Genomic DNA, 18,033 nt, shown 5'->3' with positions numbered 1-18,033 from the left:
ACCCTCGGCCGGTAGCAAGCCCTCTCCTCGACCGCCGGGATGGACCATGTTCGCCGCGCTCACCGGCCTAGGCCTGTCGACGGCCGCCGGCTTCAACGCCTATATCCCGCTGCTCGTGGTGGGTCTGGCCTCCAACTTCACCGACAAGGTCGCGCTGCCCTCCGGATTCGACTGGATGGGGCAGTGGTGGGCGATCGGCCTGTTCAGCGTGCTGCTGCTGGTCGAGGTCGTCGTCGACAAGGTCCCGGTGGTCGACCACGTCAACGACATCATCCAGACCGCGATCCGGCCGGCCTCGGGCGGCGCGGTGTTCAGCGCGACCACCGCGGCCACCGAAGTGGACAACTCGGCCTGGCTGGCCGAGCGGCCCTGGATCGGCTGGACGGTGGGGATCGTGTCGGCGCTGGCCGTGCACGGCGTCAAGGCGCTGGTGCGGCCGGTGGTCAACGCGACGACCGCCGGGGTCGGCGCCCCGGTCGTGAGCACCATCGAGGACGGCGGCTCGCTGGGCATGAGCCTGGTCGCGATCTTCCTGCCGATCCTCGTCGTCGTCTTCCTCGTCGCGCTCGTCTGGCTGGCCGTGGTGATGATCCGCAGGCTCAAACGCCGCCGCGCCCGGCGGGCGGCCAGGCGGCGGGGCGAACCGGGGACCACCGTCGAGATGTGACCCCGCCGCCGTGCCGAGGGACAGCGGAACGGCCCGCCTCGCTCTAGGGTGACCCCATGCCGTCCCTCCTCAGGCGGATCGGCGCGACGGGAACCGCGCTGCTCGCCGCCGCCGCCGTCATCGCGCTCGCCCCGCCCGCCGCCCGGGCCGCCGGCTGCGAGGCGTTCTCCAGCACCGAGGCGTACAAGGATCCGTGGCCGCTGCTGCGGCTGGCGCCCGAGCGGGTCTATCCGCTGACGATGGGCGAGGGCGTGCTGGTCGCCGTCGTCGACTCCGGTGTCGGGGAGCATCCCGCGCTCAAGGGGCGGCTCGAAGGCGGCGCCGACTTCGTCACCCGCGACGCGCTGCCGTGGAACTGCGACCTGGCCAGCCACGGCACCCTCATCGCGGGCGTGATCGCCGGGCGCCTGGACCACGAGACTCTGTTCCACGGGATCGCCCCCGAGGCGCGGATCCTGCCGATCCGGGTGTGGGGCGACAAGTCGACCAGCGGCAGCGACGCCGACACTCTGCCCATCGCCCAGGGGATCCGGGAGGCCGTCGACCGCAAGGCGAAGGTCATCAACCTCTCGCTGACCGCGCGGCGGACCGGCGAGCTCGACAAGGCGATCGCCTACGCCGCCGAGCACGACGTCGTGGTCGTCACCGCCGCCGGGAACACCGCCTCGAAGCCGGGCGAGAAGATCTATCCGGCCGCCTACGCGCTGGAGCACGCGTCGGTGATCGCGGTCGCCGGGACCGACCGGCAGGGTGCCCACGTCTCGTCCTCGACGGCCGGTGAGTGGGTCGGCATCGCCGCGCCCGGCGTCGAGATCGTCGGTCCGGCGCCCGCCGGAGGCGGGTACGGGCAGGATCCCAACGGCGGCACCAGTTACGCCGCTCCCTACGTGGCCGGCACGGCCGCGCTGCTGCGCGCCTACTACCCGGATCTGAGCGCCGAGGACGTCGTCGCGCGCATGAAGGCCACCGCGAACCATCCGCCCGGCGGGCGCAACGACCTGGTCGGACACGGTGAGGTCGACCCGTACCGGGCGATCACCGCGCCCTTGACGCCCAGCGACGGTGTCGCCGCCCCACGCGTGGATCAGCCGGTGCCGCCCGTCGACGAGTTCGCCGCCGTCAAGGACGCGGCGCTGCTCGTCGCTGCGGTGGGTCTGGTCGCGGTCATCGTCCTCGCCGTGGCGCGCTTCGCCGTCCCGCGCGGACGCCGGCGCGGCTGGAAAGGCTGAGGGAACGGCGAAACGGCCCCCGCCCGGCTGGGAGGGGGCCGCCGTGCGGTCCGGCGCGGGCCGGACCTAGTTCTGGAACCGGCTGGCGTTGTACAGCTCGGTGTCGACGTACTCCTGCCGGGCCTGCCCGACGGTCGCGCCGATCCTGTTGAGGACCTCGTTGAGGCCGTCGGCCGCCTTGTCCCACTGCATCTTGACCTCGCTGTAGGCGGCCTGGTCGCCACCTTCCCACTGGGCCATCAGGCTCTCCAGCTTCGAGGCGAGGCCGTCGAGGATCGAGTCGAGCTGGGTCGCGGCGCTCTTGATCTCGCCGGCGGCGCGATCGAGGGCTCCGGGGTCGACTTTGAGTTCGGACATGGTTTCCTCCCTATCCTCAGTTCAGGCCCTGGAAGCCGGTGCCGGCCATGTCGGCCATGACGTGCTGCACGGCCGTGCTCTGGTCGGCGTCGGTGTTCTCGTGGAGATCGGCGCTGGTACCGACCAGCTCGCCCATCTTGTCGAGGGCCGCGTTGAGTTCCTTGGCGTTGCGGTCGTATTCCTCCATCAGGTTCCCGAAGGCGACCGACGCCTGTCCGCGCCAGGCCACGTCGACCAGGTCCATGCATTCCTTGCGGACCTTCTCGATCTGCGAGTGCGCGTCGTGGACCGCGGTGCCGATGTCGGCGGACGCTTGCCTGAACGCCTCGGAATCATTGCGAATCAAGGGTCTTCACCAGCCTTCTGTTTCGTCCCGGTCGACACAGTCCACAAAGGACTGTCCATGGTCGTCGGCCGACTCAAGGAGTGGAACGCGTCTGACGATACGGGAATCACCGCCGCCCCGCTGTCCCGTCGAAACCGCAGGTGAGGGGCTCGCGGCGTCGACTTCGCGGGTCGCGGCGGTCACTGCTCGTGCCTCGGCGGAGTCCACGCGATCTGCACCAGACCGGTTCCGCTGCGGCGCACCAGGACCCCGCGGCCGGGCGGCTGCTGGCTCGGCCGGACGTTGCCCAGCAGGGTCCCCTCGTCCCGGCTCCCCGACATCACGATGCCCGGCGTCTGGATCTCCCGCAGGCGCTGGATCACCGGGTCGTACAGGCCCCGCGCGGCACCGCCGGAGCGGCGCGCGAGGATCAGGTGCAGGCCGACGTCGCGCGCCTGCGGCAGCAACTCCAGCAAGCGGTGCACCGGGTTCGGCGAACCGCCGGCGACCAGGTCGTAGTCGTCGACGAAGACGAACATCTCCGGTCCGGTCCACCAGCTGCGCGCCCGCAACTGCTCGGGCGTCACGTCCGGCCCGGGAAGGCGCTGCTTGAAGGCCCCGTGCACGCCGCTGAGCAGCTCGTCGGCGGTACTGGCGGTGGCCACGTAGCCGGTGAGCCGGTCGTCGTCGATCTCGCCGAGCAGCGAACGGCGGTAGTCGACGACCAGCAGGCGCACGTCCCTCGGCCCGTACCGCGTGACGAGCTGCCCGGCGATGGTGCGCAGCAGGTTCGTCTTGCCCGACTCTCCGTCGCCGAAGACCAGGAAGTGCGGTTCGGTGGCGAAGTCGAGGGCGACCGGCGCGAGGTGGCTCTCGTTGATGGCGAAGGGGATCAGCGGGCTGCCCGGGTCCGGCGGGATGTCGGCGACCGGGAAGCGGGCCGGCAGCAGCCGCACCGCCGGGGCGGGCGCACCGGTCCACGCCGTCGCCACGCGCGCGACCAGGTCCTGCACGCCGTCGGCGAGGTCCTCGCTCGTCGAGCGGCTGTCGACGCGCGGCAGGGCCGTCAGCATCTGCATCTTGTCGGGCGTGAGGCCGCGCCCGGCGGCGCGCTCGGGCACGTTCCAGGCCGAGCGGCGGTCGATCTCCGACTCCGAGGGGTCGCCCAGGCGCAGTTCCAGCTTGGTGCCCAGCAGATCCCGCAGCGCCGGGCGCATGTCGGTCCACCGGTTGGTGGCCAGCACCAGGTGCACGCCGTAGCCGAGACCGCGCTGGGCGATGGCGGTGACGTCGTCGATCAGCTCCTCGAAGTCCGAGCGGACGCTGGTCCACCCGTCGACGATGAGGAAGGCGTCGCCGAAAGGGTCCTCGGCGAACTCGCCGGCGGCCTTGCGGCGGCGGTAGGCGGCCATGGAGTCGATGCCGTGCTCGGCGAACAGGCCCTCGCGCTCGTCGAGCAGCGCCGACATCTCCGCGACCGTGCGCCGCATCTTGTTGAGATCGCGCCGCCCGGCGACACCGCCCACGTGCGGCAGCCGTTCGAGGCCGCGCAGGGTCCCGCCGCCGAGGTCGATGCAGTAGAACTGCACCTGCCGCGGGGTGTGCGTCAGCGCCAGCGAGCACACCAGCGTCCGCAGCAGCGTGCTCTTGCCGGACTGGGTCCCGCCGACGACGACGATGTTGCCACCGGCTCCGGACAGCTCGACGGTGAGCAGGTCCCGCCGCTGTTCGAAGGGGCGGTCGACGATGCCCAGGGGCACGTCGAGGCGCCCGTGGCCCGTCCAGCCGGCCGGACTCAGCCCGCGGTCGGCGTCGGCGCGCAGGTCGGGGTACAGGTCCGACAGCGCCGGGGACTCCGACAGCGGCGGCAGCCACACCTGGTGGGCCGGCGGGCCCTGACCGGCGAGGCGGTTGGTGATCACCGCGAGCATCGAGTTCTTCACGATGTCGTCGGGGTTGTCCGGCTCGTCGTCGGGCGCCGACTCGACCTGGGGCGGCGCCTCGGGAAGCGGCATGTGGCCGGGGTGGAAGGGCACCATGCGCTCGCCGCCCGCGCCGGGGCCGCCCGACCCGGTGCGCACTCCCCGGTAGATACCGGAGACGTAGGCGCTGCGGAAGCGAAGCATCGTGGAGGTGTCGATCTTCAGGTAGCCGTGACCCGGAGCCTGCGGCAGTTCGTAGGCGTCGGCGACACCGAGCACCACGCGGCTCTCCATCGCCGAGAAGGTCCGCAGACCGATTCGGTACGACAGGTGCGAGTCGAGTCCGCGCAGGCGGCCCTCTTCGAGGCGCTGCGAGGCGAGCAGGAGGTGGACGCCGAGGGAGCGGCCGAGCCGGCCGATCATCACGAACAGCTCGATGAACTCGGGTTTGGCCGACAGCAGCTCGGAGAACTCGTCGCACACGATCAGCAGACTCGGCAGCGGGCTCAGCTCCGCACCGGCTCGCCGGGCCTTCTCGTAGTCGCGCTGCGAGACATAGTTTCCCGCCGCCCGCAGCAGTTCCTGGCGACGCGTCATCTCGCCGCTGATGGCGTCGGCCATCCTGTCCACAAGGGGCAGTTCGTCCTCAAGGTTGGTGATGACCGCGCTGGTGTGGGGCAGGCGATCCAGGGTCGCGAAGGTCGCGCCGCCCTTGAAGTCGACCAGGACGAAGTTGAGTTCTTCCGACGAGTGGGTGATCGCCAGTGCCGAGACGATCGTGCGCAGCAGCTCCGACTTGCCGGATCCGGTGGCGCCGATGATCAGGCCGTGCGGGCCCATGCCGCCCTGCGCGGCCTCCTTGAGGTCCAGGAAGATCTTGGCGCCCTGGGGATCGAGGCCCAGCGGGATGCTCAGCCGGTCGGCCGTGGGACGGTTCGGCCGCCAGATCGCGGCCGGTTCCAGGACGCCGACATCGCCGACGCCCAGCAGCTCCGGTAGCTCGGCCGACACCGCGAGCGGCTCGCTGGCGCTGGTCACCGCCGAGGGCCGGTAGCGCGACAGCCGCCGCGCGATCGCGGCCGCCTGCACCTCGCTGAAGGCGTCGGGGCTGCCCAGGGGCGTCTTGCGGCCGGCGAAGTACATGTCGAGCGCCGTGTCGGTGACGTCGAGGCGCAGCAGCCAGTTGCCGGCGTGCCGCGGGACCATGCCCGACAGGTCGAAGACCGTGACGCCGGCCAGCCCCGGACCGGCGAGGTCGCAGTCGGCGTCGACGTCGCCGCCGTCGAGGATGACGATCACGTGCGGGGTCTCGGCGAAACCGCCCTGGTCGACCCCGCCGCGCGCACGGTCGGACAGCTCGTCGGCGAGCAGGCCCTCCAGTTCGCCCATGGTGTCGACGATGAGGCGCCGGGGCCCGGCGGCGTCGGGGAGCGCGTCGAGCTGGGTGTGCGGGAGCCATTTCACCCAGTCCCAGCGGGCCATCCGCTCGGGCGCGGCGACCACGGCGATGCGCAGGTCCTCCGGTGAGTGGAAGGTCGCGGCCTGGCAGAGCAGAGAGCGCAGCAGTCCGTCGGAGTGGGCGCGTTCGCCGCGGACGGCGACGCGCCGGAAAGCCCGCAGTTGCAGGGCCATCGGCATGTTCGGCAGGGTCGAGTGGGCGCGCACGAAGCGCCGCAGCGCCAGCGCGCTCATGGGTTCGAGGTCCTCGACCGGCTTCGTCTCGGGTGTGGTGATGCCGACCGACATGCGCTGTGTCCCCACGGCCAGACGGACCTCGACGAAGTCGGGGTCGGTGTGCCTGCGCTCCCACAGCCGCGAGGAGTTGACCATCGTCCACAACGCGGCGGGTGCCGGGTGCCGCCACTGGATGGACCTGCGCTGCTGCGCCGCGGCGCGCCGGATGCGGCGGCGGGCCTGGGCGAGGTAGCGCATGTAGTCGCGGCGCTGGGCGGTCTGCTCGGCCTTGCGGTCGCCCGATCCGCCGCCCATGAAGGAGCCCATGAACATGCCGACCATGGACAGGCCGAAGAGGCCGCCGACGACGAGGGTGAGCACGCCGCGGTTGCGGCCGCTGTAGAGGACCATCATCGCCGCGACGCCGGCGATCATCGGCAGCAGCATGAGGATCTGGGCGACGCTGCGCGGCACCGGGACCGGCAGGTCGGGCGGCGGCTCAAGGACCAGTTCGCCGTCGGGCATGGGCGGGCCCTGGGGGCGGGGCGGCCGGGTGAACACGACTGTACTCATTTCGACCCTGCTCATCAGACGCGGACGACGGTGCCGCCGAGGACAGTTCGGGGAACCGAATGGGGGTGGGGATGCCTGCATCGTAGGGCTTGGCGCGCTTTCCATGGGGGCAGCCGAATCCGGTCCTGAGCGGGCCGCCGGGCCGCGCTTCGAGGGACAGCGGGAACGGTGTCCGGCTCGGTAGGCTCCTCCCGCGCGTGCGCTCAGAGGAGAAGTCGCCATGACGGTCACCAGCGAGTTGTGCAGGGTCACCATCGTCGCCCCGCACACCCGGATGGACATCGCCCTGCCCAGTCACGTCCCGCTGGCGGAGTTGCAGCAGGACCTGCTGCACTACGCCTCCGGGGGCCCCGACGCCATCGACCTCGCCGACGCCGGCGCGGCCAAGGGCGGCTGGGTCCTCGCCAGGCTGGGCAAGGCCCCGCTCAACCCGGACCTCTCGCCGAGGCAGCTGGGCATTGTGGACGGTGAGGAGCTGTTCCTCTCCCCGTACAGCCAGAGCGGGCCGGAGATGGTCTTCGACGACGTCATCGACGCCGTGGCCACCGCCGCCGGCGAGCGGGCCGGGCGCTGGCAGCCGGCGACCTCGCGGGTCTTCGGGATCGCGCTGGGCACCGTCGCGCTGCTCGGCGGCGCCGCGGCGGCGCTGACGACCGGTGGCGCTGTCGCGCTGTGGACCTCCCTGGCCGTCGGGGTGGCGCTGCTGCTGGCCTCGGTGGTCATGTCGCGCGCGCTCGGCAGCACCAGGGCCGCGACGGTCTTCGGCTTGGTCGCGCTGGCCTACGGCTTCTGCGGCGGCGCGCTGCTGCTGGCCGACGGCCGCTCGCTGGGCACGCTCGCCGCGCCCCATCTGCTCACCGCCGGGACGGTGTTCACCGTGTTCGCGGTGGTCGGCGGGATCGCCGTGCCCCGCTCGACGCCGATATTCCACCCGGCCGCGGTCTGCGGTGTGGCGCTGACCGTCGGGGCGGCCCTGTGCGCCTTCCTGCCCGACGACACGGTCACCGGCGGACGCGCGGCGGCGGCGGTGGCGGCGGTGTCCCTGGCCTTCATGCCCGCGCTGCCGATGACGGCGTACCGCATGGCGCGCCTGCCGATGCCGACCGTGCCGACCTCCCCGCAGCAGCTGCGCACCGACAACGAGACCGTCGACGGCGAGCAGGCGCTGCGGCGCAGCGAGCGCGCCGACGAGCACCTGACCGGTCTGCTCGGGGCCGTCGCGGTGATCGTCGCGGTCGCCGCGGTCCTGATGCCGCTGGACGCGACGGTGCCGGGCGCGGTCCTGACCGGCTGGCTGGCGCTGGTGGTGATGGCCAGGGCGCGGGTGTTCCTCACGATCCGGCAGCGGCTTCCCCTGCTGCTGGCCGGAACGGTCGGTTTCGGGTCCCTCGCGGTGGCCGCGATGGCGACCTCGTGGTCGGGGTCCCAGCGGCTGCTGGTCGTCCTCGGCGGGCTGTTCGCGCTGGCGATGATCGCGCTGACCTACGCGCTGAGCGTGGCGGGCAAGCGCGTCTCGCCGAGCTGGGGCCGCGCGCTCGACATCGTCGAGATCATCCTCATCGTCGGCGTGATCCCGCTCGCGTTGTGGGTGTGGGACGTGTACTGGACGCTGCGGATCCTGCCCGGCTGAAGACGAACGCGAAAGGGCCGCCCGGCTCGTGCCCGGGCGGCCCTTTCATGTCCACTGTGGCCGTGACCGCTTTGCGGGCTAGAGTCCGACGACCGGTGGCGCGGTGTTCTCGTCGCTGTGCCAGGGGTCGTCGTCCTCGGTCAGCCAGGTCTCGCTGTCCTGGCCGCCACCGCCGCCCTGTCCGCCGTGGCCGACGCCGGGCATGAAGCCGCCCATCCCGCGTCCTCCACCGGCAGCGCCCGCGCCGCCGACGGCCATGAGCCCCGGCCCGGCCATCGCGCCTCCGGGGGCGGCCAGTCCCGTGCCGGCGGCCGTCGGGGCGCCCAGACCGGCGCCGCCGCCCCCGAATCCGCCGCCTCCTCCGCCGAGGCCGCCACCACCCGCGCCGGCTCCGGCGAGGCCGGTCTCCGGAGGCTTGTAGGGGTCGGGGTTGTAGGGATCCGGCTCGTAGGGTTCGGGCTCGTACGGGTCGGGTCCGCCCTCGACCGGCGGCTGCTCGGGCTCCTGCTCCCCCGGGGGCTGCTCGGGTTCGCCCTCCCCCGGCGGCTGTTGCGGCTCGCCCTCCCCGGGCGGCTGCTCGGGCTTGGTCTCCGGCTCGGTCTCGGGTTTCGTCTCCGGTCCGGTGTCCGCCGGCGGGCCTTCCTTCTCGGGGTCCTTGGGCTTGGTGTCCTCGGGACCGCCGCCGGTCTTGCCGCCGGGCTCGTCACCGCCGCCGGCCCTGCCGTCATCTCCGCCGCCGCCGCCGTCGCCCGACTTGCCGGCTTCGTCGTCGGCCGCCGAGACGTCCTGCGGCTGGTGCGGCTTGATCTCCAGCTTCGGCTCGACCTCGCGGTACTCGCTGTCGAGCTTTCGCGCGACGGCCTCCGCGCCGCGCTGCCCCGCCGAGTACCACTGGCCGACCAGTGCCTCGACGTCGGTTCCCAGCTTCTCGCGGGCGTCCCTGCCCGGTACGTAGATCGGGGACGCGCCCTCGGGCATCGGGTTCCAGGACAGGTAGCAGCCGAAGGCGTCGTTCTCGGCGATGTGGGCGCGGGCGGCGGGCTTGTAGTCGCCGCTCCCGCCGGTCGCCCGACCCGCGGGGGCGCCCAACAGCGGCAGCGGCATCTTCCCCTGCGCGTCGCCGAGCGCGCCCGCCGCCGCTTCGAGCGCGCCGACCACCGGGCTCACCGCCGTCGAGCGGTCCATCAGCGGGTCGGCCGTCTTCACCCGTGTGTAGTCGCGGAAGGCGTCGCCGGCCTTGCCGTTCCAGCCCGTCCCCGACTTCGTGCCGGGCCTGCTGTCGGCGCTCATGCTCAGCGCGTCGCGACCGGCCTGGTCGAGACCGCCCTGGAGCTTCACCAGCTCGGTCGCGGTCGCGCGGATCTTCTCCGGTTCGCCCTTGACGAGGATCTGCCAGACCAGGTCTTCCCAGGTGTATCCGGACATCGGGTCTCCTACCTCCCCTTGCTCGGGTCGGGATTGGCGTCCAGCAGGGTCTGCACCTTCGCGACGAGACCCTCGTTGACCTTCTCGGAGGCGGCGTACTCCCGGCCGACCTCGGGGAGCGTCGCGCCCAGGTAGTCGGCCGACTGCCAGACCTTCTGCAGGTCGGCGTAGAGCGTGGTCATCGACCGTCCCAGCCGGGCCATGAGCCGGTCGCCCATGTCGACCTCGCCGAACATGCCGCCGTTGCGGCCGTCCTTCGGCGCCGCGCCCGGGCCGCCGGATGCGGGGCCGATGGCACCGCTGACACCGAACACGTTGCCCTTGACGGCTTCCAGCGGCTGCTTGACGTTGCGGCCCTCCAGGTCCCACTTGATGCTGTTCGCCCTGGCGCCCAGCTGCTCGAAGGCCTCGGGACCGTTGTGCGCGATGAACTTCTCACCGGCGGTCGACACCGGCCTGCCATCGGGCCCGGTCGTGGGCTCTTCCTCGGGAATCGGCATTCTCGCCTCCGGTTCTCACAGAATCCTCGTGCCGGCTCACCGGGCCGGCGGTCCGCTCGCCGAGCCTGCGCCCCATGTGGTCGGTGGCCTCGGCGATGTTCACCAGCCGCTCCCGGTCAGCGCCGAGGCGTAGACCGCCGGCCCCTGCTCGCCGTCGCAGCGGCGCAACCGGACGCGGTACATCCGGGCCAGTTCGACCAGCCGGGCGCACAGCTCCTCGATCTGCTCCTCGTCGGCGGCCAGCCGCACCAGGCACTGGACGTTGAGGCGGTGGTCGCCGCGCCGCTCGCTGAGCCGGCGCATGTTCACCGAGACCGTGGTGAAGTCGGCGGGCAGCTCGGTCACCGAGGTCCACAGTCGACGGATCAGCAGGGGCTCGGCGACGCGTCCGTGGAGGGCGTAGGTGACCTGGCTCAGGGTGCCCGTGCGCCAGGTGTCCCAGTGCTCGGCGACATCGTCGGCGACGGCCGCCGCGACCGTCTCACCGCCGATCGACTGCCGCAGCGAGCGCGCCAGCTCGGCCTCGCCGAGCGGTCGCAGCCGCACGCCGAGCCCTTCGCCGCCCTTCGTCAGGCGGCTGACCGCCGAGGTCAGCGCCCGGTGGACACCGCGCTCGCCTCCCCCGCGACCGGCGGCGACCGGGGCGGCGTCGCGCACGTCGAGCCGCACCACGCACCAGCTCTCGCGGTGGGCGACCGTCTGGTGCCCGTCGAGGAGCTCCCGGTAGGACTGGGCGCACAGGACGTCGTGGTCGAGGCCGGTGCTGGGCGCGGGCACCGTCTGGGTCAGCATCTGGAGGCTCGACACCGGCGCGCCGCTGTGCGAGAGGACCCCGGCCAGCACCTCGAACACCGCCGCCTGCGCCTCGGCGGTCTCGACCGCCATCGCCGAGTACCAGCCCGATCCGTCGAAGGCGACGCCGAGATCGCCGCCGCGTTCGGTGATGGTCGCCAGGCGCGGGCGGGGGCCGAAGTCGGCGACGCCGTCGGGCGCCACCGTCGTCGGTTCGGCGGCGGCCGCCATGCGCCCGTCGACGCGCCGCCGGCTCCGCAATCGTTGCCATACCGTGACCGACGAGTACCACCAGCGGCCTCCGCCGCGTCCGAAGGTGACCGCCAGGATGAGGACGGCGACCGCCGCCGAGGCGATGAACCACTCGCGGGGAAGCGCGCTCGCCAGCAGCACCCCGGCGCAGGCGAGTTCGAGCACGATGAGCTGCGCGGCGGTGAACACGCCGACCCTGACCGGACTCTGCGAAGTGCTCGCCATCTGCCGAGATCCTTTGCGGTCACAGGGAACTGGATGGGGCGACGGGACCCGTCGGCCGGGCGGCGGACGGGCACGTCGAAGGAGGTCGACCGCGTTCGCGGGGGACCACGTGGGCGTCACGTTAGCGGTAAGTTCCGCACGAAGTTGTCCCATCGTTTTGAGGGAGCGGCCCGCCGTGCGGACCAGACGAGAACAGGTGCAGGCGCAGCGATTCGTGATCCGGCGGATCGTCTCGGCGATGCTCAGCGCCAACCCGGAGTCGCTCGATCTGCCGATGCGGCGGATGGGTCTTTCGATCCTCGGCGGGGTCATGGCCGGGGTGCTCCTGGCCGTGGGGTTCTGGGTGGTCGGGATCCTCTTCCCCGGTGGCGCGACGTCCTGGCAGAAGGACGGGACGATCGTGCTGGAGGAGGAGACCGGGGCCAGTTACGTCTACAGCCAGGGCAGGCTCTACCCGACGCTGAACTTCGCCTCGGCGCGGCTGTTCGCCGGCCAGCCGAAACCGCCGATCGTGTCGGTGCACCGGAAGTCGCTCGAAGGGACCCCGCGCGACAACCCGGTCGGCATCGAGGGCGCGCCCGACGCGGTGCCCGACCCGAAGTCCCTGGTCGGCCTGCCCTGGCAGGTGTGCAGCGCGGTGGATCCACAGGACTCCACGAAGCTCGCCACGCGCGTGGTGATCGGCGCTGCGCTCGACGCGGCGGCCGACCTGTCCGGGCAGGCGGTGCCGCTGCTGGCCTCGGGTTCGTACTTCCTGCTGTGGAACGACCGCCTGCACGAGGTCCCCGAACCCGACCGGAACCTCCCGGCGATGAGCATGGCCCGCACCGACGCCGTCGAGGTCACTCCACTGCTGCTCAACGCGATCGAACGCGGACCCCGGCTGGAGATGGCGGTCGGCGGCGCCGGCGGTGAGGCGCGGACCCTCGGCGGTGAACCGCGCGTGATCGGCGAGGTGTTCAAGGTCGAGGAGCGCTACTACGTGCTCGACGCGGCCGGATTGCACGTGATCGGGCGGCTCGCGGCCGAACTGCTCGGCTGGGACGAGAACTCCGGCCCGCGGCTGCCGCCCGAGGAGGTCACCGCCAACCTGAGCACCGAGGGCGTCGAACCGCCGGACTTCCCGCAGTCGGTGCCGGTCGCGGTGGCCGTCGACCGGGACGACATCGCGGTGTGCGGCGCCTACACCGGTGCGGTCACGCCGAACGGGACGGCCTTCTCCGCACAGGTCCACTCGCCGGTGTCGGGGACGATCGACCAGCCGGTGCCCGCGCCGGTGCCCACCGACGCCGTGACGAAGAGCGCCGAGTACGTGTGGATGGACGGCGGGGCGGCGGTTCTGGCGCGCTCCATCACCGCGAGCGGCAACTCCGGCGGCCCGCTCTACCTGATCGCCGGCGGCCGCCGGTTCGCGCTCGCCCCGGAAGCCGTGGCGCTGCTGGGATACGGCGAGACCGAGCCGGTCGCGGTGTTCTCCTCCTACCTCGACCTGATCCCCTCGGGGCCCGCACTGGCTCCGATCGGGCAAGCCGGTCCATGATCGACTAAGGGGCATCGGGTCCGTCCACTTTGTTCTATCCTGGCGCCGACACTCCTCGTCACATGGGAGGAAGCACATGATGGGTCCCGTTTCGGGCGACGGCGTCATCGACGTCAACATCGACGCGCTCGAAGAGTTCATGCAGATCTTCGAGCGACTACAGGCGCTCCAGACGTCGGCGCACGGCTCGGTGCACAGCACCAACGCGCCGGGACTCGGAAAGTTCGCCGACGCCGTCACCGTCGCCGCCGAGCACGCCCGGCTGCGCGCCGAGCACATGGCGCGGCTCAAGCGGCTGCTGGCCGCGCTGCGGGCGTCCGAACGCGCCACCGCCCAGGTCATCGTCGACTACGAGGAGTCCGACAACGTCGCCAAGACCAACATGAACTCATTCCTGGCGACCCTCACCCCGACGACCGGCGCGGTCGGCGCCACCGACCGGCCCGGCATGATCGCCGGCCACGGACCGAAGGAGGCGTAAGCGATGGGCTCCTATGACGCGATGTCCTACGACGAACTCGTCGCGGCCTTCGCCTCGATCGACCCCGCGCCCGTCCGCGCCAGCTCCGGCTCGTGGAACCAGGCGCAGGGCAAGACCGGCGACGTCGGGACCATCCTGGCCAAACGGCTGGCCGCGCTCGCCCACGACTGGAAGGGCTCGGCCGCCGGGGCCTTCGGCGCGTACATGGACGAGATCGGCGAGTTCTGCGCCAAGCTCGCCGAGGACGAGAGCGAGATGGGCGACGGCATGGCCGAGATGGCCGCCGACGGCGCCTCCTACAAGGCCAGGGCCGAGGCGCTGACGAACCCGCCGCCCAAGAACGCCAAGGAGAAGGAGAAGGTGCGCAAGGAGCTGGCGAAACTTCTGGGCGAGCTCGGCGGCAGGTACCAGGCGAGCGCGTCGAAGTACTGGAAGACGCCGGCGAAGGCTCCGGCGAACCTGCCCGGCGATGACGACCACGTCGAGGACGCGCCGATCGACGTCGCCGATCCGTACGAGGGTGTCCCGCCGCCGCTGGAGGACGCGGGCCCGCCGCCGGAGTCGGCTCCGCCGCTCCCGCCGGCTCCGGTCGCGCCGGTCCCGTACGTGCCCGAGATCGGTTACGACAACGGGAATTTCGAGACGGGCCTGGCGGGTGCGGCGCCCGCCGCGCCGGCTCCCGCGCCGGTCGGTCTGGGCATGGGCATGGGCGCCGGTGGAGCGCCGGGCTTCTCGCCCGGGGTCGCGGTGACCGGCCTGAGTTCGGCGGTCACGCCCGGAAGGGCCCCGACGCCGGCCGCCACGGGTGCGGGACGTTCCGGCGGCGGTCTGTTCGGGGGTGCCGCTCCACGGCAGCACGCCCACGAGGAGGACGAGCCCGAGGGCAACCGCACGTGGCTGACCGAGGACGAGATGGTGTGGGGCGGTGCCGAGGGAACCCCGGCGCCGGTCGTGGACCGCCGGGCCTGAGGGCCCTCGACGAACAGGTGCCCCGGATCGAGGCCGATCCGGGGCACCTTCGTCGGTGGATCTCCCGTTAGGCGTCGGCTCGCGACACCGCCACCCGCACCGCCACGCCGTCGCCGACCTCGCCGGTGAAGGCCTCGTCGGGCAGCGCACCGAACTCCAGGCTCGCGGTGAGGGTCTCACCGGTGAGGAAGTCACGGTGCGTCTCGACGGCCGCGCGCACCTCGGCGGGCAGGTCGGCGGTCAGCGTGATGCGGTCGGAGACGTCGAGGCCGGCTTCGCGGCGGGCGGTCTGCACGACGCGGACCACGTCGCGGGCAAGGCCCTCGGCGGCCAGTTCCGCGGTGACGACGGTGTCGAGGACGACGACTCCGGTCTCACCGGGCAGGGAGGCGGTGCGTTCGGCGGCCTTGACGACGCGCGTCAGCTCGTACTCCCCTTCCCGCAGCTCGACTCCGCCGGCGGTGACCACGCCGTCGGCGACGGACCAGTCGCCTGCCTTGACGGACTTGATGACCCGCTGGACGTCCTTGCCCAGCCGCGGGCCGAGGGCACGCGGGATCAGGGCGAGGGTGCGCTCGGAGTACTCCGACAGGTCGGCGGTGAACTCCACCGACTTGACGTTGACCTCGTCGGCGATGAGTTCGGCGAAGGGCCGAAGGCGCTCGGCGTCCGGGGTGGCCACGGTGAGCGAGGCGAGCGGGAGGCGGACCCGCAGGCGGGTCGACTTGCGCAGGGAGAGCGCCGCCGAGCACACCTCGCGTACGGCGTCCATGGCGGACACCAGGTCGCCGTCGGCGTTCGCCGGGCGCAGCTCACCGGGCTGCGGCCAGTCGGTCAGGTGCACCGACCGGCCGCCGGTCAGTCCGCGCCAGACGTCCTCGGTGAGCAGCGGCAGCAGTGGCGCGGCGACCCGGCACACCGTCTCCAGAACCGTTGCCAGCACGTCGAAGGCGCGGCGGTCGCCCTGCCAGAAGCGGTCGCGGGAGCGGCGCACGTACCAGTTGGTGAGCGCGTCGAGGAAGGATCGCAGCGACTGCGCCGCGCCCGACAGGTCGAACACGTCCATCGACGCGGTGACCTCGGCGACGAGGCCGTCGGTCTTGGCGAGGATGTAGTGGTCCAGCAGGTGCTCGGAGGCCAGTGCGCCCTCCCGGGCCGAAGCCGGGGTGGCGTCGTGGCCCTCGGCGTTGGCGTAGAGGCCGAAGAAGTACCAGACGTTCCACAGTGGAAGGAGCACCTGGCGTACCGCGTCGCGGATCCCGGCCTCGCTGACGACCATGTCCCCGCCGCGCACGACCGGCGAGGAGATCAGCAGCCAGCGCATCGCGTCGGCGCCGTAGGAGTCGAAGACCTCGTAGACGTCGGGGTAGTTGCGCAGGCTCTTCGACATCTTGCGGCCGTCGTCGCCGAGCAGGGTGCCGTGCACGACGCTGTTGCGGAAGGCCGGCCGGTCGAACAGGGCCGTGGCCAGCACGTGCATCGTGTAGAACCAGCCGCGCGTCTGCGGTGTGTACTCGACGATGAAGTCGCCCGGGTAGTGCTGCTCGAACCACTCGCGGTTTTCGAAGGGGTAGTGAACCTGGGCGAAGGGCATCGAGCCCGACTCGAACCAGCAGTCGAGGACCTCGGGGACCCGCCGCATCGTCGAGCGGCCGGTGGGGTCGTCGGGGTTGGGGCGGGTCAGCTCGTCGATCATCGGCCGGTGCAGGTCGGCCGGCCGCACCTTGCTCTGCTCGCCGCTTCGGGTCGCAAGCTCCCCACCCTGCATTCCGCTTCGGGTCGCAAGCTCCCCACCCTGCATTCCGCTTCGGGTCGCAAGCTCCCCACCCTGCATTCCGCTTCGGGTCGCAAGCTCCCCGAAGTCCGCCTCCAGCTCGTCGAGGGAGCCGTAGACGTCGACGCGCGGGTAGGCCGGGTCGTCGGAGACCCACACCGGGATCGGCGAGCCCCAGAAGCGGTTGCGCGAGATCGACCAGTCGCGGGCGCCTTCGAGCCACTTGCCGAACTGACCGTCCTTGATGTGCTCCGGTGTCCAGGCGATGTCCTGGTTGAGCTCCACCATCCGGTCGCGGAACTCACCGACCGCCACGAACCAGCTGGACACGGCCTTGTAGACCAGCGGCGTGTCGCAGCGCCAGCAGTGCGGGTAGGAGTGCGTGTAGCCCTCGTGGCGCAGCACGACGCCGCGTTCCTTGAGTTCGCGGACGATCGGCTTGTTGGCGTCGAAGACCTGCATCCCCTGGTACGGCGGGACCAGCGCGGTGAAGCGGGTGTGCTCGTCGACGGTCATGACCGTCGGGATGCCCACCGAGGCGCACGCGTTCTGGTCGTCCTCGCCGAAGGCGGGCGCCATGTGCACCACGCCCGTACCGTCCTCATCGGACACGAAGTCGGCGCCGATGACCTGGAAGGCGTTGGGGGTGTCGGCGAGGAAGTCGAACAGCGGCGTGTAGCGGCGCCCGACGAGGTCGCGGCCCTTGAGCTCGGCGACGACGCTCGCCTCGCCCAGCTCTTTCTCGTAGGCGGCCAGGCGGGACTTGCCGACGACGTAGCGGCGGCCTTCCAGCTCCACGACGAGGTAGTCCAGGTCGGGACCGACGGCTGCGGCGAGGTTCGACGGCAGCGTCCACGGCGTGGTCGTCCACACCAGCAGCCGCTCGCCGGTCTCCAGTTCGAAGCCGACCGTCAGCGCCGGGTCGGTGCGATCGCGGTAGACGTCGTCCATGCGGGTCTCGGTGTTGCTCAGCGGCGTCTCGCACCGCCAGCAGTAGGCCAGCACCCGGTAGCCCTGGTAGACGAGGCCCTTGTCGTGGAGGGTCTTGAAGGCCCACATGACGCTTTCCATGTAATCCAGGTCGAGGGTCTTGTAGTCGTTGCCGAAGTCGACCCAGCGGGCCTGGCGGGTGACGTAGCGCTCCCACTCGCCGGTGTAGCGGAACACCGACTCGCGCACGGCCTCGTTGAACCTGCCGAGCCCGAGTTGGAGGATCTCGGCCTTGGTGGAGATTCCCAGCTGCTTCTCGGCCTCGACCTCGGCGGGCAGGCCGTGGCAGTCCCAGCCGAATCGGCGCTCGACCCGCCTTCCCCGCATGGTCTGGTAGCGCGGGACGACGTCCTTGATGTAGCCGGTGAGCAGATGCCCGTAATGGGGCAGGCCGTTGGCGAAGGGCGGGCCGTCGTAGACGACGAACTCGTTGCTCCCGCCCGGCCCGGAGGGACGGCGGTCGATCGACGCCTGGAACGTCCCGTCGCCGTCCCAGAAGTCCAGGATTCGCTGCTCGACCTCGGGCAGTTTGGGACTCGCGGGCACCCCCCGCGTCGGGTCGTCCTTCGGATAGGCCACGACCGGCTCCTTCGCTCTCACACCTGGCGTTCCGGTGCGAGGACGAGCCGGGGCCCGCGGTACCACCTCGCTTGGCGCCGCCCCGGTGGGGAGACGCCCGCTCATTCGACGGCTGTGACGGGCCGCACC

13 protein-coding genes are annotated in these 18,033 nt (G+C 71.9%); 6 read left to right on the top strand and 7 right to left on the bottom strand.

Features of this window, described 5'->3' with window-relative positions; genetic code table 11:
* The first annotated feature begins 46 nt into the window (after positions 1 to 46).
* Both AB0I28_RS33705 and mycP read left to right on the top strand, forming a co-directional pair.
* Entirely contained in the window at positions 47 to 667 is a 621-nt protein-coding gene (locus AB0I28_RS33705; RefSeq protein ID WP_357499773.1) for a DUF4126 domain-containing protein, read from the top strand.
* 56 nt (positions 668 to 723) lie between these two features.
* Complete coding sequence (gene mycP, locus AB0I28_RS33700) at positions 724 to 1,896, top strand: type VII secretion-associated serine protease mycosin (protein WP_357499772.1); 1,173 nt, start codon at positions 724 to 726, stop codon at positions 1,894 to 1,896.
* 66 nt (positions 1,897 to 1,962) lie between these two features.
* On the opposite strand, the gene AB0I28_RS33695 is transcribed toward mycP, so the two are convergent.
* The 3 genes from AB0I28_RS33695 to eccCa all read right to left on the bottom strand — a co-directional run bounded on the left by AB0I28_RS33695 (position 1,963) and on the right by eccCa (position 6,747).
* A complete protein-coding gene (locus tag AB0I28_RS33695; protein WP_357499771.1) occupies positions 1,963 to 2,253 on the bottom strand; it encodes a WXG100 family type VII secretion target in 291 nt (96 codons plus the stop codon).
* A gap of 16 nt (positions 2,254 to 2,269) precedes the next feature.
* The gene (locus AB0I28_RS33690) at positions 2,270 to 2,599 is read right to left on the bottom strand and encodes a WXG100 family type VII secretion target (RefSeq protein WP_357499770.1); all 330 of its coding nucleotides are present in this window, start codon (positions 2,597 to 2,599) and stop codon (positions 2,270 to 2,272) included.
* Between the two features lie 179 nt (positions 2,600 to 2,778).
* Positions 2,779 to 6,747 (bottom strand): type VII secretion protein EccCa, encoded by a 3,969-nt coding sequence (eccCa, locus tag AB0I28_RS33685; protein WP_357499769.1) that lies wholly within the window; start codon positions 6,745 to 6,747, stop codon positions 2,779 to 2,781.
* 220 nt (positions 6,748 to 6,967) lie between these two features.
* On the opposite strand from eccCa, the gene eccD reads away from it, so the two are divergent.
* Positions 6,968 to 8,377, top strand: a complete 1,410-nt coding sequence (eccD, locus tag AB0I28_RS33680) for a type VII secretion integral membrane protein EccD (RefSeq protein ID WP_357499768.1) — start codon at positions 6,968 to 6,970, stop codon at positions 8,375 to 8,377.
* Positions 8,378 to 8,455: 78 nt separating this feature from the next.
* Here the strand turns inward: eccD and AB0I28_RS33675 are convergent, their stop codons facing one another.
* The 3 genes from AB0I28_RS33675 to AB0I28_RS33665 form a co-directional block, all read right to left on the bottom strand.
* Positions 8,456 to 9,802 carry a hypothetical protein gene (locus AB0I28_RS33675; protein ID WP_357499767.1) on the bottom strand — a complete coding sequence of 449 codons (1,347 nt, stop codon included), beginning with the start codon at positions 9,800 to 9,802 and terminating at the stop codon, positions 8,456 to 8,458.
* Between the two features lie 8 nt (positions 9,803 to 9,810).
* Positions 9,811 to 10,302: a hypothetical protein gene (locus AB0I28_RS33670; protein WP_357499766.1), complete on the bottom strand. Its 492-nt coding sequence runs from the start codon at positions 10,300 to 10,302 to the stop codon at positions 9,811 to 9,813.
* A gap of 99 nt (positions 10,303 to 10,401) precedes the next feature.
* On the bottom strand, positions 10,402 to 11,571 hold the full coding sequence (locus tag AB0I28_RS33665) for a type VII secretion protein EccE (RefSeq protein WP_357499765.1): 1,170 nt from the start codon (positions 11,569 to 11,571) through the stop codon (positions 10,402 to 10,404).
* Between the two features lie 175 nt (positions 11,572 to 11,746).
* On the opposite strand from AB0I28_RS33665, the gene eccB reads away from it, so the two are divergent.
* From eccB to AB0I28_RS33650, 3 genes are all read left to right on the top strand, one after another.
* On the top strand, positions 11,747 to 13,111 hold the full coding sequence (eccB, locus tag AB0I28_RS33660) for a type VII secretion protein EccB (RefSeq protein ID WP_357499764.1): 1,365 nt from the start codon (positions 11,747 to 11,749) through the stop codon (positions 13,109 to 13,111).
* A 76-nt stretch (positions 13,112 to 13,187) separates the two neighbouring features.
* Positions 13,188 to 13,592, top strand: coding sequence for a hypothetical protein (locus AB0I28_RS33655; protein WP_357499763.1), 405 nt, complete (start codon positions 13,188 to 13,190; stop codon positions 13,590 to 13,592).
* Between the two features lie 3 nt (positions 13,593 to 13,595).
* The gene (locus tag AB0I28_RS33650; RefSeq protein ID WP_357499762.1) at positions 13,596 to 14,561 is read left to right on the top strand and encodes a hypothetical protein; all 966 of its coding nucleotides are present in this window, start codon (positions 13,596 to 13,598) and stop codon (positions 14,559 to 14,561) included.
* 67 nt (positions 14,562 to 14,628) lie between these two features.
* On the opposite strand, the gene ileS is transcribed toward AB0I28_RS33650, so the two are convergent.
* Positions 14,629 to 18,009, bottom strand: a complete 3,381-nt coding sequence (ileS, locus tag AB0I28_RS33645; RefSeq protein ID WP_357499761.1) for an isoleucine--tRNA ligase — start codon at positions 18,007 to 18,009, stop codon at positions 14,629 to 14,631.
* Positions 18,010 to 18,033: the final 24 nt, after the last annotated feature.

It is taken from the genome of Phytomonospora sp. NPDC050363, assembly GCF_040655735.1.
GTDB lineage: Bacteria > Actinomycetota > Actinomycetes > Mycobacteriales > Micromonosporaceae > Phytomonospora.
The sequence above is the reverse complement of the archived record's forward strand: the minus strand, read 5'-3'. Positions and strand labels throughout refer to the sequence as shown.

Bases quoted from the DNA above. Each gene is read 5' to 3' on its own strand.
- AB0I28_RS33705 (WP_357499773.1), top strand. From the start codon at position 47: ATGTTCGCCGCGCTCACCGGCCTAGGCCTGTCGACGGCCGCCGGCTTC.
- mycP (WP_357499772.1), top strand. From the start codon at position 724: ATGCCGTCCCTCCTCAGGCGGATCGGCGCGACGGGAACCGCGCTGCTC.
- AB0I28_RS33695 (WP_357499771.1), bottom strand. From the start codon at position 2,253: ATGTCCGAACTCAAAGTCGACCCCGGAGCCCTCGATCGCGCCGCCGGC.
- eccCa (WP_357499769.1), bottom strand. From the start codon at position 6,747: ATGAGTACAGTCGTGTTCACCCGGCCGCCCCGCCCCCAGGGCCCGCCC.
- eccD (WP_357499768.1), top strand. From the start codon at position 6,968: ATGACGGTCACCAGCGAGTTGTGCAGGGTCACCATCGTCGCCCCGCAC.
- AB0I28_RS33675 (WP_357499767.1), bottom strand. From the start codon at position 9,802: ATGTCCGGATACACCTGGGAAGACCTGGTCTGGCAGATCCTCGTCAAG.
- AB0I28_RS33670 (WP_357499766.1), bottom strand. From the start codon at position 10,302: ATGCCGATTCCCGAGGAAGAGCCCACGACCGGGCCCGATGGCAGGCCG.
- AB0I28_RS33665 (WP_357499765.1), bottom strand. From the start codon at position 11,571: ATGGCGAGCACTTCGCAGAGTCCGGTCAGGGTCGGCGTGTTCACCGCC.
- AB0I28_RS33655 (WP_357499763.1), top strand. From the start codon at position 13,188: ATGATGGGTCCCGTTTCGGGCGACGGCGTCATCGACGTCAACATCGAC.
- AB0I28_RS33650 (WP_357499762.1), top strand. From the start codon at position 13,596: ATGGGCTCCTATGACGCGATGTCCTACGACGAACTCGTCGCGGCCTTC.
- ileS (WP_357499761.1), bottom strand. From the start codon at position 18,009: ATGAGCGGGCGTCTCCCCACCGGGGCGGCGCCAAGCGAGGTGGTACCG.